A 16,583-nucleotide genomic window follows, 5' to 3' on the forward strand; every position below is an offset into this window, starting at 1 on the left:
CAGTTACTGCGACCTCTCCAACTGGGCCCCGGCCTCCGCCGGGGTGGTAACACCGCGTTCGAGGCAGCCGCATGATCCTCTCGCTCCCGGTCCTCATCGGCCTGATCGGCATCGCGCTGCTGTTCGATTTCCTCAACGGGCTGCACGACGCCGCGAACTCGATCGCGACGGTCGTCTCGACGCGTGTGCTGAAACCACAATATGCCGTGCTCTGGGCGGCGTTCTTCAACTTCATCGCCTTTGCCGTCTTCGGGCTCCACGTCGCGCAGACCGTCGGCACGGGCATCGTCCATGCGCAGGTGATCGACGCGCAGGTGATCTTCGCCGCGCTGATCGGCGCGATCGCGTGGAACGTCATCACCTGGGTGCTCGGCATCCCCTCGAGCAGCAGCCACGCGCTGATCGGCGGATTGCTCGGCGCGGGCGTCGCCAAGATCGGCTTCGGCGCGATCGTCTGGAGCGGCGTGATCAAGACCGTCAGCGCGATCTTCGTCTCGCCCGCGGTCGGGCTGCTGCTCGCGCTGCTGCTCGTCCTGCTGGTCGCCTGGACCAGCCTCAAGCTCACCCCGCTCGGCGTCGACAAGCGCTTCCGCAAGCTCCAGCTGATCTCCGCCGCGCTCTATTCGCTCGGCCATGGCGGCAACGACGCGCAGAAGACGATGGGGATCATCGCGGTGCTGCTCTATTCGCAGGGGCTGCTCGGCGGCGAGTTCCACGTGCCCTTCTGGGTCGTGCTGTCCTGCCAGGCGGCGATGGCGCTCGGCACGCTGTCGGGCGGCTGGCGGATCGTCCACACCATGGGGTCGAAGATCACCCGGCTGACCCCTGCGCAGGGCTTCTGCGCGGAGACCGGCGGCGCGATCACGCTGTTCGCGGCGACCTTCTGGGGCGTGCCGGTCTCGTCGACGCACACGATCACCGGCGCGATCGTCGGCGTCGGCGCCGCGCGCCGCCTGTCCGCGGTGCGCTGGAACGTCGCGAGCAACATCATCATTGCCTGGACGGTGACGCTGCCCGCCGCCGCCGCGATTGGGGCGGCGACCTATTGGCTGACTGGGCTATTTATCTGATAAATGCAGGCGCTTACGGCCTGTTAAGCATGATCGGAGGGCAATTGCGCAACCGCTGATGCGGTACGCTTGCGGAATGTTCTCGCGCTCTCCCGCCATTCCTCTCCGCGATCATCCCGACGCCACGAGCCTCATCCTGTTCGGGCTCGTCGAAAGCGACGAGGATGCGTGGAGCGCCGCGCAGCATGTCCGCCTCGCCAAGGTCGGCGCGGTCTGGCCGGTCGCGCTGATCGCGCATCTGGTCGCCGCGGCGATCGTCTTCGGCGTCTCGCTGGCGGCACAGCCGGCGCTGATCGCGGCGGTGGCGGTGCATGCGGGGGTGATCGCCCTGCTGTCCGGCGCGGCCTTTGCAACGGTGCGCAGCAGGACGCTGCGCGAATGGCCGATCCATCGCCGCAATGCGGTGCTCGCGACCTGCGCCGCCGGGCTGTCCGCCGCGCTCCTGTCCTTGCTCTGGGTCACCGTCGAGCTGCCGGGTGGGCCGATCGAGCTCGCCGGGCTGGTCGCGATCGTCGGCGCGATCAGCGTCACCGCGATCACGCTTTACGCCGTGCGCGCCGCGACCCTGGGGTTCGGCATCGGCCTGGCGCTGATGCTGACCTTGCTGTCGGGCGTGGGGATCGCGCCGGTCGTCGCGATCGCCGCCTTTGCCGGGTTTGCCGCGGTCGCCTACCGGATGGCGCGGATCGACTATGCGCTCGCGCTCGATCACGCGGACCAGTCGAGCGAGGGCCGGCTTGCGATGAAACTGATGGCCGAGTTCGAGAATTACGGCCCCGGCTGGTTCTGGGAAGCCGACCGGCGCGGCCGCATCACCTATATCTCGCCCAAGATCGCGCACGCGCTCCCGCCGCCGGCCAATCCGGAGGAGGGGTGCGACCCGTCGTCCGGCCTGGTCGGCTGCATCCTCACCGACCTGTTCCGCATGGACAGCGAGGCGCCCGGCACCGAACGCACGCTCGCCTTCCACCTGTCGTCGCGCACCTCCTTCTCGGACTATTCGGTCTGCGCCGCCGCCGACCCCGCGCCCGAGCGCTGGTGGTCGATGTCGGGCCGACCGGTGATCGACGAGATCGGCCGCTTCCAGGGCTTTATCGGCACCGGCTTCGACCTCACCGAAAAGCGCAAGGCCGATGCCGAGATCAACCGCCTCGCGCTGTTCGACGGGCTGACCGGGCTCGCCAACCGCCAGCGGATGCGGCTGTCGCTCGACAAGACGCTCGCGCAGCAGGCCGGGCCCTACCGCCCGACCGCGCTGTTCCTGATGGATCTCGACCGGTTCAAGGCGGTCAACGACACGCTCGGCCACCAGGCGGGCGACCTGCTGCTCAAGCAGGTCGCACAGCGGCTCACGCGCGTGGTCGGTGACGCAGGGCTGGTCGGCCGGCTCGGCGGCGACGAGTTCCAGATCGTCCTGCCCGGCGTCGACAACCGCGACACGCTCAGCACCCTGTCGCGCGAGCTCATCCTCGCGCTGTCGCAACCCTATTTCATCAGCGGCGCGTCGGTCTCGATCGGCTGTTCGATCGGCATCGCGATCACGCCGCAGCATGGCAAGGATTCGGAGACGCTGATCCGCAACGCCGATCTCGCGCTCTATGCGGCGAAGGCCGATGGCCGCGGCGTCCACCGCTTCTATTCGGACGACATGCTGGCGGGGGCGAAATCGCGCAAGCAGCTCGAGGACGATCTGCGCATCGCGGTGACCGAGGGCGCGTTCCACCTCTGCTACCAGCCCGTCGTCAGCACCAAGTCGACGCGGATCGTCGGCTATGAGGCGCTGATCCGCTGGAACCACCCGACCCGCGGCCCCGTGTCGCCCGCCGACTTCATCCCGATCGCCGAGGAATGCGGGCTGATCGAGGCGATCGGCACCTGGGTCCTGCGCACCGCGTGCAACGCCGCCGCGCGCTGGCCCGCCGACGTCCGCGTCGCGGTCAACGTCTCGCCGATCCAGTTCGCCAACCCCGCGCTCCCAGCCCTCGTCACCAGCGCGCTCGCCCAGTCCGGGCTCCCCGCCAACCGGCTCGAGCTCGAGATCACCGAGGGCGTCTTCCTCGACGAGAGCGCGTCCTCGGACCAGATGTTCAAGGCGCTCAAAGGGATCGGCGTCCGGCTCGCGCTCGACGATTTCGGCACCGGCTATTCGTCGCTCGGCTACTTACGCACCGCGCCGTTCGACAAGATCAAGATCGACCAGTCGTTCGTGAAGGGCGCGGCCGAGCCCGGCAATCGCAACGCCGCGATCATCAAGGCGATCGTCATGCTCGCCGACACGCTCGGCATGGAGACGACGGCGGAAGGCGTCGAGCTGCAGGACGAGATCGCGCTCGTCCGCGATCTCGGCTGCAGCCATATCCAGGGCTATGTCTATGGCCGCCCGGTCCTCAACGAAGTGGTGATGGAACAGCTTTCCACCGCCGCGGGGGTGGCGACCGCCGCCGGGTTCAAGACCAGCCGTGCGCCGCGCGTGCGGATGCTGCGCTCGGCGCGGCTGCTGGTCGAGGACACGCTCGTCGATGTCCGCGTCCGCGACATCTCGACCAGCGGCGCGATGGTCGAGGGGCTGATGGTCCGCGGCGATCCGACCGGCGCCGGGGTCTCGATCGAGCTCGTCGACGGCCAGATGATCGGCGCGCAGATTCGCTGGCTGCGCGACGGCCGCGCCGGGCTCGCCTTCGACCATCCGGTCGATATCGAACGGCTCGGCCCTCCGCCGCTGGTCCGCGGGATGCGCCGCGCGGGCTGACCGCGGGCGCGCGCGGCTCGCTCGAAAATATTTCGAAAGGCGCGAAATCCGCTTGCGTATCGCGAACCCGGCGCAGATCCACGCGTCGCGCCGTCGCCGCCGCGTCCGGACACCCCAATCCAGTCCGGGCAGGGCCGCAACGGGCCAACTAGCGGCTTGCACCCGCTGCGGGATTGGCACAGTATCTGGGGGCTACTTACAGCGGCAGGCCCTATCTCTGGTAGAACACGGTGCGCCCCTCGGGCTGCCACCCTGGTTGTCGACAGGCGTGACCACGCGCTGCCGATCAGTTTTCGTTCTGCTTTTGATCTGCCCGATGATAGCATGGGATATGCTCCCGATTCGAACGATTACAGAATTTTAGGAGCGGTCTTTTGGATTTCAGAGACAGCAGCCGGGATAGCGACATGACGACCGACACCATCGAACAGACCCTCGACACGCCCGCAGCAGAGGCCCCCAAGGCGCCGCGTCAGGCGCAGGACAGCCATTCCGTGCGCGCGCAGATCTACCCGGTCGAGGTCGATCACAGCCGCGACGCGCTGCTGACCGAATTCGGCAAGGAGACGCTCAAGGACCGCTATCTGCTCCCGGGCGAGAGCTATCAGGACCTGTTCGTCCGCGTCGCGTCTGCGTACGCCGATGACGCCGGCCATGCGCAGCGTCTCTACGACGCGATCTCGAAGCTCTGGTTTATGCCCGCCACCCCCGTTCTCTCGAACGGCGGCACCGGTCGCGGCCTGCCGATCTCCTGCTATCTCAACTCGGTCCCCGACAGCCTCGGCGGCATCGTCGACACCTGGAACGAGAATGTCTGGCTCGCCTCGCGCGGCGGCGGCATCGGCACCTATTGGGGCAATGTCCGCGGCATCGGCGAGCCGGTCGGCCTCAACGGCAAGACCAGCGGCATCATCCCGTTCGTCCGCGTCATGGATTCGCTCACCCTCGCCATCTCGCAGGGCTCGCTGCGCCGTGGCTCGGCGGCCGTCTATCTCGACGTCTCGCACCCCGAGATCGAGGAATTCCTCGAGATCCGCAAACCCTCGGGCGATTTCAACCGCAAGGCGCTGAACCTCCACCACGGCGTGCTGATCACCGACGCCTTCATGGAGGCGGTGCGCAACGGCGAGGAATGGCATCTGCGCTCGCCGAAGGATCAGGCGATCCGCGCCACGGTCGACGCGCGCTCGCTGTTCCAGAAGCTCGTCGAGACGCGTCTCCAGACCGGCGAGCCGTACATCGTCTTTGCCGATCACGTGAACAAGGCGATGCCCAAGCATCACCGCGAACTCGGCCTCAAGGTCTCGACCTCGAACCTCTGCTCGGAAATCACGCTGCCGACCGGCAAGGATCACCTCGGCAACGAGCGGACCGCGGTCTGCTGCCTGTCGTCGCTGAACCTCGAAACCTGGGATCAGTGGAAGGACGAGAAGGGCCTGATCGAGGACGTCATGCGCTTCCTCGACAACGTGCTGCAGGACTATATCGACCGCCACGAGCCCGGCATGGAACGCGCCGCCTATTCGGCGGGCCGCGAGCGTTCGGTCGGCCTTGGCGTCATGGGCTTCCACAGCTTCCTTCAGGCACGTGGCATCCCGTTCGAAGGCGCGATGGCCAAGTCGTGGAACCTGCGGATGTTCAAGCACATCAACGCGCAGGCCAACGAAGCCTCGATGCAGCTCGCGATCGAGCGCGGGCCCTGCCCCGACGCCGCCGATGTCGGCGCGATGGAGCGGTTCAGCTGCAAGATGGCGATTGCGCCGACCGCGTCGATCAGCATCATCTGCGGCGGCACGTCGGCGTGCATCGAGCCGATCCCGGCGAACATCTACACGCACAAGACGCTCTCGGGCAGCTTCTCGATCAAGAACCCGTATCTCGAGAAGATGCTCGCCGAAAAGTCGAAGAACTCGGACGCGGTGTGGAATTCGATCCTCGAACAGGGCGGTTCGGTCCAGCATCTCGACTTCCTCTCGACCGAGGAAAAGGACTGCTACAAGACCAGCTTCGAGATCGACCAGCGCTGGCTGCTTGAACTCGCCGCGGACCGCACGCCGTACATCGACCAGGCGCAGTCGCTGAACCTGTTCATCCCCGCGGACGTCGAGAAGTGGGATCTGCTGATGCTCCACTTCCGCGCCTGGGAGCTCGGCATCAAGTCGCTCTACTATCTCCGCTCCAAGTCGGTGCAGCGCGCCGGCTTTGCGGGCGGGGTCGAGGCGGACAACACCATCGACCTGCGTCAAATCGACGTCGAGTCGAAGGATTATGACGAGTGCCTCGCCTGCCAGTAAGCCCCCGACCCATCACCGTGGCGGGCCCGCCCGCCGCCTGATCGAACAGCCTGTCGCGCCGCTAGCGCGACAGGCTTTTTCGTGCGCGCGCGGGCTAGGTCCAAAGCGGGCCGGTCTGCGGCTTGTCGCCCCCGTGCGCGCGGCCTAGCCCGGTCACCGGGACAGCGCGCTGGGGGGCGTCGATGGGGACAAGGCTCGCGACGCGTCTGGCGATCATGCTGCTGGCCCTCACGCCAGCGCCACCCGCCGCCGCCCGCCAGAAAAGCGCGCAGAAGACCGGCTTCACCCTGCCCGCCGGCAGCGGCAGGACCATCCTCCTGATCCGCCCGAGCATCCGCGTCGGCGCGCGCTCGACCGGCGGGATGTTCGAACCCAATGGCGACTGGACCGACCAGGCCCGCCGCAACATCGAAACCGCACTCGCCGCGCAGCAACAGGCGCTCGGCAACCGCGTGATTTCCGCGCCCGTAGCGGACGGCGATGCGGCACGGCTGGTGGCGGACTATGCCGCGCTGTTCGCCGCGGTCTCGCAATCGGTGATCCGCTATCAGTTCTTCGCCGGCGACCGCCTGCCGACCAAGAAGCTGGCGACGCAGGCCGGACGGTTCGACTGGACGCTCGGGCCCGGCATCGCGCGGCTGCCCGGCGCGAGCGACGCCGATTACGCGCTCTTCCTCAGCACCAGCGACGCCTATGGCTCGACCGGGCGCAAGCTGCTGCAGATCGTCGCGATGCTCGGGCCGGGCATCCCGCTCCGCGCTGGCGAACATGCGGGCTATGCCGGGCTGGTCGATCTGCGGACGGGCGACCTGCTCTGGCTCAACGCCGACCGCGCGATGGGCGGCGACCTGCGCACCCCCGAAGGGGCCGCCACACGCGTCCAGCAACTGCTCGCCGATTTCCCCGGCAGCACCCCCGCCCCCCGATGACCGTCACCGCGCTCGCCCTGGCCCTGCTCGCCGCCACCGCCCCCGCCCCGCCGCCTTATACGGGCGCCTATCAACCGGTCGGCGTCGACGAGATCGGCGCCTGGGCCGAGGCGGACGAGGACGAGCGCCAGCTCGCGCTGTCGCCGCTGCTGATCCGCGACGCCGCGCTCGACGCCTATGTCCGCCGCGCGCTCTGCGACACGGTCGGCGCGGCGCGCTGTGCAAGCGTGCGGGTCTATGTCCTGCGCGTGCCTTTGTTCAACGCGAGCATGGCGGCGAACGGGACGATGCGCGTGTTCAGCGGGCTGCTGCTCCGCGCCCGCAGCGAGGCCGAGCTCGGCGCGGTGCTCGGGCATGAATTCGGCCATTTCGAACGCCGCCACACGCTTGCGCAGTTCCGGGCGCAGCGTACCGGATCCGACCTGCTCGGCTGGGGCGCGGTGCTCGCCGCGATGGCCCCCGATGCCGATCTGCGCCGCCGCTTCGCCACGCTCGGCCGATCGGTCTATGGCGCGCTCTACCGCTTCTCGCGCGATCAGGAGCGCGAGGCCGATCGGCTCGGGATCGGCTATCTCAACGCCAGCCGCCTCCGCCCGCAGGCCGCCGCGCAGCTGTGGCAGAACGCGATCGCCGAGGCCGGGGCCTCCGCGGTCGCGCGCGGCGCGCACCGGCCGCGGCTCGACCGCATCGGCTTCTACGCCTCGCACCCGCCCGAGGCCGAACGCGCCGCCACACTCGATGCGCTCGCGCTGCCCGACGCGGCGGACCGCGACGACGGCGCCGACCGCCATGCCGACGCGCTCGCGCCGTGGCTGCCGCAGTTCCTCGACGACCAGATCAAGCTCAACGACTTCGGCGCCAGCGCCTATCTGATCGCCGCCTGTGCCGCGCGCGGCTGGACCGCAGCACTCTGGCGCGCGCGCGGCGACCTGTACCGCGCCCGCGGCAACCCCCGCGACCTCGTCAACGCCGCACATTTCTATACACAGGCTACTGCGCTCGACCCGAGCCTCGCCGCCGCACAGCGCGGGCTGGGACTGGCGCTGGTCCGGACCGGTCGCCTCGCGGAGGGACAGGCAGCACTGCGCCGCTATCTCGCGGTCGACCCCGCCGCCGGCGATGCGGGCATGATCGCGGCCCTGATCGCCGCCCCGGAGGACCGCTGATGCGCTACCCGCTGCTTCCCGCCCTCCTCATGCTCCTGCCCGCGCCGGCCGACGCCAACGCCTATCGCGCGCAGGGCAAGCCCGTCCGCGTCGCCCGCACGATGACCGTCACCCCGCCGCGCGACTGGAACCAGCTCTCCGCCCGACCGGGCCGCAAGGCCGAGGTCTGGACGCTCGACGGTGAGCGGCTCAACGCGGTCACCTGGTTCGGCGGGATCGCACCCGGCGAGCCGCTGCTCCGCGAACCCCGGCGCCGCAGGACGCTGCCCCGGTTCGGCGACGCGATGCTGCTCGCCGAAATCCCCGAACTGCTCGAATCGACCTATCGCAGCGCGGGCGGGATTGCGGACTTCAGGCTCACCACCGCGGCGCCCGACCCGTTTCTCGGCCATGCCGGGATCCGCTTCGGCTATGCCTATGTCGACGCCGACGATTTGCCGCGCCGGGGCGAGGCACGCGCGACGATCGTCGCGGGGCTGCTCTACATCGTCACCTTCGATGCGCCGCGCACCGACTATTTCGACCGGCTGCTCGGCGACGTCCACCGCCTCACCGACAGCGCCGCGCTCTAGAACGCGCCCGCCGCCAGCGGCCGGTCCGCCTCCATCACCGCATGCAGCGCCCGCGCGAGCTCCGCCATCGAATAGGGTTTGTGCAACAGCGCAAAGCCCTGCGCGCCGTCCTTCGAGATCACGTCGCTATACCCGCTGGTCAGCAGCACGCGCATCGCGGGAAAGTCCCGGCGGACATATTGCGCCAGCGCGACGCCGTTCATCCCCGGCATCACCACGTCGGAGAACATCACGTCGAACGCGTCCACCTCCCGCGCCAGGATCGCCAGCGCCTCCTCGGCATCGCGCGCGAACACGATCGCATGCCCCAGATCGGCGAGCGCGGACATTGCGAAGTCGCCAACCGCGGCATTGTCCTCAACCACCAGGATCCGCAGCGACGGCCCGTCGCCGCGCGCCTCCGCCGCGATGCCGACCCCCGCCGGCACGCCGGTCGGATCATGCGGCAGGTACAACGTGAACGTCGCGCCCGCGCCGGGCGTGCTCTCGACGATCACCTCGCCGCCCGACTGTTTCACGAACCCGAACACCTGCGACAGCCCCAGCCCGGTGCCGTGGCCGATCGCCTTCGACGTGAAGAACGGCTCGAAGATATGCTCGATATGCGCCGGGTCGATCCCGCTGCCCGTGTCGCGCACGCCGATCGTGACGAAATCCCCGTCGCGCGCGACATGGCCGCGCACCGCCGGGATCCGCGCCGCGCGCCCGACCACGATCCGCAGCGCGCCGCGCCCCGCCATCGCGTCGCGCGCATTGACCGCCAGGTTGACGATCGCGGTCTCGAGCTGGCTCGCATCCGCATGCGTCAGGCACGGCGTGTCGGGCAGGCTCAGCGCGATGTCGATGAACGATCCCGACAGCGTCGCGAGCATGTCGGTCATCCCGCTGACGACGGCGCGGACGTCGAGCACCTCGGGCGTCAGCGACGATCGCCGGGCAAAGGCGAGCAGCTGGTTGGTCAGCTTGGTCGCGCGGTCGGCAGTGTCGGCGATTGCGGTGATGTACCGGTCGCGCCGTTCCGCGCTCAGGTCGGGCCGCCGCAACAGGTCGGTCGATCCGCGGATCACCGTCAGCAGATTGTTGAAATCATGCGCGATACCCCCGGTCAGCTGGCCCAGCGTCTCCATCTTCTGCGCCTGGCGCAGCGCCTCGTGCGCCTGGGTCAGCTCCGCGCTCCGCTCGGCCACGCGCTGTTCGAGCGTGTCGTTGACCTCCTGCACCGCCTTGAACAATTGTGCATTGTCGATCGCGATCGCCGCCTGCGCCGCGACGCCGACCAGCAGCCGCTCGTGCCGCTCGCCGAAACGTCCCGGCTCGGAATGGCCGAACAACAGCCCGCCCAGCACCACCCCGGTGCGCGACGTGACCGGCACCGACAGATAGCTGCGCACCGGCAGATGCCCGCGCGGCATCCCGTAATGCGGCGCGCTCTTGCCGTAGCGCGGGTCGGTGCGGATATCGTCCGAGCGGATCACCCCTTCGTTGCGGAAGGTCGGCCCGAACACCGCGGTCGCGCGCGGCCGCCCGAGCTTCTCGAACGCCGCCCGCTCCGCCCCGGCCAGCGTGAACAGGTGCAGCCGCTCGCCGGTCTCGTCCATCAGATTGTGGAAATACGCCCCGAACTCCGCCCCGGTCAGCTTGACCCCCGCATCGGTGACCATCTGGATCAGCGGCTCGAGCTCGAGCTCGGCGACCAGCGCCGCACCGGTGACGTTCAGCGTCTCGAGGCTGTGCGTCTCCCAGCGCAGGCTGCGCTCGGCGAGCACCGCGTCGGTCGTCTCGATCACCACCGCCAGCACGCCCGCGGGCACCCCGTCCGCATCGAGCACGGGCGAGTAATTGAGGTCGAGGAACACCGTCTCGGGCTCGCCGTGGCGGTACAGCGTCAGTTCCTGCCGCGCATAGCTCCGCGTCTTGCCCGCCATCCCGGCGCGCACCACGCCGTCGTTGAACGCCGCCGCCTCCGTCCAGGCTTCGCGCACCGGCATGCCGAGGATCGCGGGATGCTTGTCCTGCGCGATCGTCGCATAGCGCGCATTGTAGAGCAGGATCCCCTCCTCGCCCCACAGCAGCGCCATCGGCACCGGCGCGCGCAACAGGATCGATACCACGGTCCGCAGGTGCGGTGGCCAGTCCTCGATCGGGCCGAGCGGGGTCGCCGACCAGTCGAACGTAGCGATCAGCGCCGCGAGCGGTCCGTCGCCCAGGAATCCATGCCGCTCAGTCACGCTGCCCCACCTTGCCCCCACCCCGGGTCCGAAATCCTGCGTCCCTGATCACCGTACACGCACGGGCCTTACCCCATCCTATACACCGCACCGCCGCCGCGAAACGCTGCAATGTCCGTCACCTGCGCTACTGCGTCGACTCCGCCGACAGTGCGTCGCCGATCCGCGCCGCGACCTCGCCGATGCGATAGGGTTTCTTCAGCACCGTCTCCGCCGCCAGTTCGTCGCCGAACGTCGCGACATCGGCATAGCCGCTCGCGAACAGCAGCGGCATGGCGGGCGCGACCGCACGGATCCGCCGTGCCAGGTCGACGCCCGACATGCCCGGCATCACCACGTCGGTCAGCACCAGGTCGAACGACGCGCGCCCGAATTCGGTCAGCGCCTCGGACCCGCTCGCCGCCGCGACCACCTGATAGCCGATCTCCTCGATCATCTGCGCCGCGACCCCGCGGACGTCATTGTCGTCGTCGACCACCAGAATCCGCTGCCGCGATCCGGTCGCCTGGGCCAGCCGCTCGATCGCGACCGGATCGGCGACCTCGGTCGTCCGCGGCAGGTACAAGGTGATCACCGTCCCCTCATTCTCCGCGCTGACGATCCGGACCGTGCCGCCCGACTGGCGGGCAAAGCCGTAGACCTGCGCGAGCCCCAGGCCCGTGCCCTTGCCCTGCCCCTTGGTGGTGAAGAACGGCTCGAACGCGCGCGCCAGCACCGCGGGCGTCATCCCCGCACCGGTATCGGCGACCTCGATCGCGACATAGGCGCCCGGGTTCAGCTCGGCGGTCAGCGCGTCGGGCACCGCGGCCAGGTTGCGCGTCGCGATCCGCACCACCCCGCCCGACGGCATCGCGTCGCGCGCGTTGATCGCCAGGTTGAGCAGCACGACCTCGAGCTGCGTCGGATCGACCATCGCGCGCCAGACATCGTCCGCCAGGTCGAGCTCGACCGTCACCGCCGCCCCGATCGACCGCGCGAGCAGGTCCGCCATCGACGCCACCACCTGGTTGGGCTCGACCGGCACCGGCGACAGATGCTGGCGCCGCGAAAAGGACAGGAGCTGCGCGGTCAGCGTCGCGCCGCGCTCGCCCGCCTGCAACGCCATGCTCGCCAGCCGCCGGATCTTCTCGTCGTCGGTGCGCCGCAGCAACAGGTCGAGCGAGCCGATCACCGCGGTCAGCAGATTGTTGAAATCATGCGCGATGCCCCCGGTCAGCTGGCCGATCGCCTCCATCTTCTGCGCCTGGACCAGCCGCGCCTCGGCGCGCTCGCGCTCGGCGATCTCCGCGGTCAGCCGGTCGTTCGCCGCCGCCAGTTCGCGCGTCCGCGCCTCGACCTTCGCCTCCAGCGTGTCGGCCAGATCGCGCAGCTCGGCGCGTGCCTTTTCGCGGTCCTCGAAATGCCGTGCCGCCAGCCGCTGGCGTTGCCGCGCGCGCAGCGCCGCCCGCGCCGCGCTGACCAGCGACGCAGGGTGGAGCGGGCGTTCGAGCAGGGTCACGTTGGCGACCGCCTCGACCTCGCGCGCGCCGCGCCGCGGTTCGCCGCGCTTGCTCAGCAGGATGAACGGAAAGTCGGACCAGGGCGCCTGCGCCGCGATCGCTGCGAGCAGCCGCTCCTGGTCGAGCCGCGACAGCGCGTCGTCGGTCAGGATCGCGCCGGCATGCGTGCCCCCCGCGATCGCCGCGAACAGCGCGGTCCCGTCGGCATCCGCCACCGCGGCGATATCGGCAGAGCGCAGCACCTGCGCGGTCACGTCGGCGTCGCGGCCGGTCGGCGCGACCACCAGGAAATCGTCGGTCATCACGGCCGGTCGGTCAGGATTCGTCACGGTTCGTCAGCAGGGCGGCGCTGCCCCCATATTCGGGCGTCCCGGTCAGCACGCCGCGAAACCCGGTCAGCTGCGGCCCGACGCGGATCCCGCCGCTGTCGATCCGGAACTCGCGCAAGGTCCCCTCATGCGGACCCATCCGGCGTTTCAGGAACGACATCACCCGCCGGATCGCGCCATCCGCCTCGAAGAACCTGAGCAGCATCACCGAATCCGCCAGATAGGTCAGGTCGACCGGCGACTGCATCGTCCCGATCATCCCGGTCTGCGTCAGGACGAGCAGCCCCAGCACGCCCTGCTGGTTCAGATAGGTCACGACCTCGTGCATCTGCAGCAGCATGTGCTGCTCCTCGGGCATGGCGAGTTGATAGCCCGACAGCGAATCGAGCACGACCACCGTCGCGCCGACGCGCTCGACCTGGTCGCGGATGATCCCGGTCAGCTCGCCCGGCGACAATTCGCCCGGATCGACCTGGCGGAAGCACAGCCGCCCCGCCGCGACATGGTCGCTGAGGTCAAGGTCCATCCCCGCCGCGCGGCGCATGAACACGCGCTCGGTCTCGTCGAAGCTGACGAACAGCGCCTTTTCCCCGCGTTCGAGCGCGGCAAAGACATATTGCAGCGACAGCGTCGTCTTGCCCGATCCCGACGGCCCGATGATCAGTGTCGTCGTCCCGTAATCGAGCCCGCCGCCCGACAGCGTGTCGAGCTCCTCGATCCCGCTCGACGCCAGCCGGTCGACGAAACCCGTATCGGGATGCGCGACCGCGGTCAGCCGTGGAAAGATCTGCAGCCCGCCGCGCCGGATCACGAAGTCGTGGAAGCCGCCGCGAAACGCGCGCGCGCGCATCTTGTAGACGCGCAGCCGCCGCCGCTCGGATCCATAGGGCAGCGCGATCTGTTCGAGCCGGACGACGCCGTGCGCCAGGCTGTGCAGGCTGAGATCGTCCTCGGTCTGCGTCAGGTCGTCGAGGAACAGCGCGGTGCAGCCGCGCTGCGCGAAATAATGCTTGAGCGCGAGCAGCTGCCGGCGGAACCGCAGCGGCCCCTGCGCGAGCAGGCGGATTTCGGACAGGCTGTCGAACACGATCCGCGTCGGCTCGACCTTGCTGACCGCCTCCATCACCATGTTGACCGTCTCGCCGAGTTCGAGATCGGACGAATAGACGATCGACTGTTCGCGATCGACGTCGAGGCTCAGCTCGGGCGGCACCAGTTCGAAGATGTCGACCCCGGTCATGTCCCAGCCATGCGTCTTGGCGACATGGAGCAACTCGTCGCGGCTTTCCGACAGCGTGATGTACAGGCACCGCTCGCCCGCATCGCGCCCGGCTAGCAGGAACTGCAGCCCGAGCGTAGTCTTGCCCGACCCCGGCTCGCCCTCGATCAGGTGGACGCGGTTATACGCATAGCCGCCGTCGAGGATGTAGTTCAGCGGGTCGAGGCCGGTCGATACGACGCTCCCGTCGGAGGGTGATGACGGTTCTTGACGCACGCGACATTTCTCCAGGCCAGTCCGGGCGCCGCGCCGGACCATGTCCGGTTCGAGAGCCCCCGCCCAACAACCCCCCGGCAACGCACAAGTTTCCGCTGCGGAATTTTTGCAAAAGTCACCGCGGTCCGGCCGCGTCGGCAAGCTGGGGGGCCTTAAGCCCCCGCCCCCGTCCGGCGCACCACGCGTTCGAGGATCGCGAGCGGCATCGCCCCCTTCAGCAGCACCGAATGAAAGCCCTTCGGCGTATATCCCGGCCGCGTCTTCGCCTCGTCGCGCAGGCGCGTCCACACCGTGTGGCCGATCTTGTAGCTGCATGCCTGGCCGGGCCACACCGTGTAGCGGTCGATCTCGCCCTGGCTGCGGCCGCGCGCGATCCCCGTCGTCGCGATCAGGTAATCGGTCGCCTTTTCGCGGCTCCAGCGTTTCGCGTGCATCCCGCTGTCGACCACCAGCCGCGTCGCGCGGAACAGCAGCGACTGGAGATAGCCGACCTGCCCCAGCGGATCGCCCTCGTACGTCCCCATCTCGTCGGCGAGCTGTTCGGCGTAAAGCGCCCAGCCCTCCGAATAGCCGCTGAAGAAGCCGCGCCGGCGGATCAGCGGGATCTGCTCGCTTTCGAGCGCGAGGCTGACCTGGAGATGATGCCCCGGCACCGCCTCGTGATGCGTCAGCGTGGCGAGCCCGAATTTGGGCCGGTCGAACGTATCGCGCAGGTTGATATAATAGATCGCCGGTCGCGACCCGTCGAGCGAGGCGTTCTGGTAATAGCCGCCCGGCGCGCCCGCCTGGATCGTCGGCGGCACGCGGCGCACCTCGACCGGCGCCTTGGGCAGGCTGGCGAACGCCTCGGGCAGCCGCGCCTGCATCGCGACGATCTGCCGGTTGAGATGCGCGAGCAACGCGTCGCGGCCCGCATCGGTGTTGGGATAAAGCTGGTCGGGCCGCTTGTTGAGCGCCACCAGCCGCTCGCCGACGGTCCCTTGCGTCATCCCCTGCGTCTTCAGGATGCCGTCGATCCGCGCGCCGATCTCGGCGACCTGCGCGAGGCCCAGCCGGTGGATCTCGTCCCCGCTCATCGCCACCGTCGTCGCGGCCTCCGCCGCCGCGGCATAATAGGCGTCGCCATCGGGCAGCCGCCAGCACCCCGCATCGTGCACCGCCTTGGCGCGCAGCTCGGCGACCAGCGCACGCTGTCGCTCGAGCGCGGGGCGGACGTCGCGCTCGACGATCGCGGTCGCGCGCGCGACGCGGTCGTCGGGCAGCCCCGCGGCCTTCAGCTTGGTGGCGAAACTCGTCACCATCACGCTCTGCGCCGCCGCGCCCTCCATCGCGCTGCCCAGCTGCTTCAGCGTCGTGTCGAGGATATAATCGGGCGCGAACACGCCGCGCGCCGCGTCGCTGCGCTGCTGCTCGCTGCTGTCGTCGATCGCCTTGGGCAGCGCGGACAGCCGCTGCAGATACGCATCCGCCTCGCCCGCATCGCGCACCCGCGTCTGCGATTCGAGGAAATCGGGCACGTCGCGATACGGCCCGGTCAGCTGGCTCAGCACATAGGGCGCGAACCGCCCGAGGCTGCTGCCATAGGTGAACCGCTTCGCGCCCGCGACCGCGCGCGTCAGCTGATAGGTCACGATCTCGTGATCGAGCGCGGCGTCGCTCGACAGCCCGCTCGTCCCGAACGCGCGCAGCTCGGCGAGTTCCTTGGTCGCCTGCGCCAGCTCGCGCGCACGTCCCGCCGCCGACTGGTCGTCGAGCCGCGCCTTCAGCCCGCTGCGCGTTCCCGTGTCGAGCCCCAGCCGCGTCGCCTGTTCGGGCGAATCGTCGAGCCGCGCATAGAAGAACCGGTCGAGCATCGTGCGCAGCGCCGCGTCGCGCGATCCCGCCGCGGCGGCCCCCTTCAGCGGGACCGCGCCGATGACGGACGCGGCAGCGGCACTCGTTAGAAACCGACGACGATGCATGGACTACTCCCCTGATTCGGGGGAGGGTGTAGCATCCGGGCGGTCTCGATCCACCCCGGGCCCCATGCTATCTGGGACTTACGCGCTCAGACGGGCGAGACGCCGTCCGCATTCACCAGGTCGTCGCCGACCAGCGTGCCGACCAGCCGCACGCGCTTCTCGACCAGGTCGACCGGCGTGCGGTGGAGCTCGAGCTCATAGCGCCCGCCCATGTCGCGGCGGAGGTAGAACGCACCGCCGTCACGGATCAGCGTCCCCGTCTCGTCGATCTTGGTTCCGATGGTCGTCATG

At 69.3% G+C, this 16,583-nt stretch carries 11 protein-coding genes; 6 read left to right on the forward strand and 5 right to left on the reverse strand.

All coding sequences use genetic code 11. From position 1 onward, the window contains the following. Positions 1-71 precede the first annotated feature (71 nt). From IFT87_RS03730 to IFT87_RS03755, 6 genes are all read left to right on the forward strand, one after another. Positions 72-1,070, forward strand: a complete 999-nt coding sequence (locus IFT87_RS03730; protein ID WP_031394897.1) for an inorganic phosphate transporter — start codon at positions 72-74, stop codon at positions 1,068-1,070. 76 nt (positions 1,071-1,146) lie between these two features. Beyond that, positions 1,147-3,819, forward strand: coding sequence for an EAL domain-containing protein (locus IFT87_RS03735; RefSeq protein ID WP_192007565.1), 2,673 nt, complete (start codon positions 1,147-1,149; stop codon positions 3,817-3,819). 407 nt (positions 3,820-4,226) lie between these two features. Then, positions 4,227-6,113 (forward strand): ribonucleoside-diphosphate reductase subunit alpha, encoded by a 1,887-nt coding sequence (locus IFT87_RS03740; protein WP_409349135.1) that lies wholly within the window; start codon positions 4,227-4,229, stop codon positions 6,111-6,113. A 182-nt stretch (positions 6,114-6,295) separates the two neighbouring features. Next, positions 6,296-7,042: a hypothetical protein gene (locus IFT87_RS03745; protein ID WP_037530266.1), complete on the forward strand. Its 747-nt coding sequence runs from the start codon at positions 6,296-6,298 to the stop codon at positions 7,040-7,042. Beyond that, on the forward strand, positions 7,039-8,208 hold the full coding sequence (locus IFT87_RS03750; RefSeq protein ID WP_192007567.1) for a M48 family metallopeptidase: 1,170 nt from the start codon (positions 7,039-7,041) through the stop codon (positions 8,206-8,208). The genes IFT87_RS03745 and IFT87_RS03750 overlap by 4 nt, the downstream gene beginning before the upstream one ends. Beyond that, a complete protein-coding gene (locus tag IFT87_RS03755) occupies positions 8,208-8,780 on the forward strand; it encodes a hypothetical protein (protein WP_037532835.1) in 573 nt (190 codons plus the stop codon). Before IFT87_RS03750 ends, IFT87_RS03755 begins: the two co-directional genes overlap by 1 nt. Here IFT87_RS03755 and IFT87_RS03760 read toward each other — a convergent pair. From IFT87_RS03760 to IFT87_RS03780, 5 genes are all read right to left on the reverse strand, one after another. Further along, positions 8,777-11,008 carry an ATP-binding protein gene (locus IFT87_RS03760; protein WP_192007568.1) on the reverse strand — a complete coding sequence of 744 codons (2,232 nt, stop codon included), beginning with the start codon at positions 11,006-11,008 and terminating at the stop codon, positions 8,777-8,779. The two genes, IFT87_RS03755 and IFT87_RS03760, sit on opposite strands and share 4 nt — an antisense overlap. 127 nt (positions 11,009-11,135) lie before the next feature. Further along, complete coding sequence (locus IFT87_RS03765; protein WP_167396739.1) at positions 11,136-12,809, reverse strand: response regulator; 1,674 nt, start codon at positions 12,807-12,809, stop codon at positions 11,136-11,138. A gap of 13 nt (positions 12,810-12,822) precedes the next feature. Beyond that, a complete protein-coding gene (locus tag IFT87_RS03770) occupies positions 12,823-14,331 on the reverse strand; it encodes an ATPase domain-containing protein (RefSeq protein WP_342211125.1) in 1,509 nt (502 codons plus the stop codon). Between the two features lie 152 nt (positions 14,332-14,483). After that, positions 14,484-16,292, reverse strand: a complete 1,809-nt coding sequence (locus IFT87_RS03775; RefSeq protein WP_192007570.1) for a DUF885 domain-containing protein — start codon at positions 16,290-16,292, stop codon at positions 14,484-14,486. An 86-nt stretch (positions 16,293-16,378) separates the two neighbouring features. Beyond that, a complete protein-coding gene (locus tag IFT87_RS03780) occupies positions 16,379-16,582 on the reverse strand; it encodes a DUF5818 domain-containing protein (protein ID WP_031440577.1) in 204 nt (67 codons plus the stop codon). Position 16,583: the final 1 nt, after the last annotated feature.

Origin of the sequence: Sphingomonas sp. CFBP 8765, from assembly GCF_014841445.1 — a bacterium.
GTDB classification, from domain to species: Bacteria; Pseudomonadota; Alphaproteobacteria; order Sphingomonadales; family Sphingomonadaceae; genus Sphingomonas; species Sphingomonas aerolata.

Coding starts and splice junctions, on each gene's coding strand:
- IFT87_RS03745 (WP_037530266.1), top strand. CDS start 6,296: ATGGGGACAAGGCTCGCGACGCGTCTGGCGATCATGCTGCTGGCCCTC.
- IFT87_RS03775 (WP_192007570.1), bottom strand. CDS start 16,292: ATGCATCGTCGTCGGTTTCTAACGAGTGCCGCTGCCGCGTCCGTCATC.
- IFT87_RS03750 (WP_192007567.1), top strand. CDS start 7,039: ATGACCGTCACCGCGCTCGCCCTGGCCCTGCTCGCCGCCACCGCCCCC.
- IFT87_RS03740 (WP_409349135.1), top strand. CDS start 4,227: ATGACGACCGACACCATCGAACAGACCCTCGACACGCCCGCAGCAGAG.
- IFT87_RS03780 (WP_031440577.1), bottom strand. CDS start 16,582: ATGACGACCATCGGAACCAAGATCGACGAGACGGGGACGCTGATCCGT.
- IFT87_RS03765 (WP_167396739.1), bottom strand. CDS start 12,809: ATGACCGACGATTTCCTGGTGGTCGCGCCGACCGGCCGCGACGCCGAC.
- IFT87_RS03735 (WP_192007565.1), top strand. CDS start 1,147: ATGTTCTCGCGCTCTCCCGCCATTCCTCTCCGCGATCATCCCGACGCC.
- IFT87_RS03730 (WP_031394897.1), top strand. CDS start 72: ATGATCCTCTCGCTCCCGGTCCTCATCGGCCTGATCGGCATCGCGCTG.
- IFT87_RS03755 (WP_037532835.1), top strand. CDS start 8,208: ATGCGCTACCCGCTGCTTCCCGCCCTCCTCATGCTCCTGCCCGCGCCG.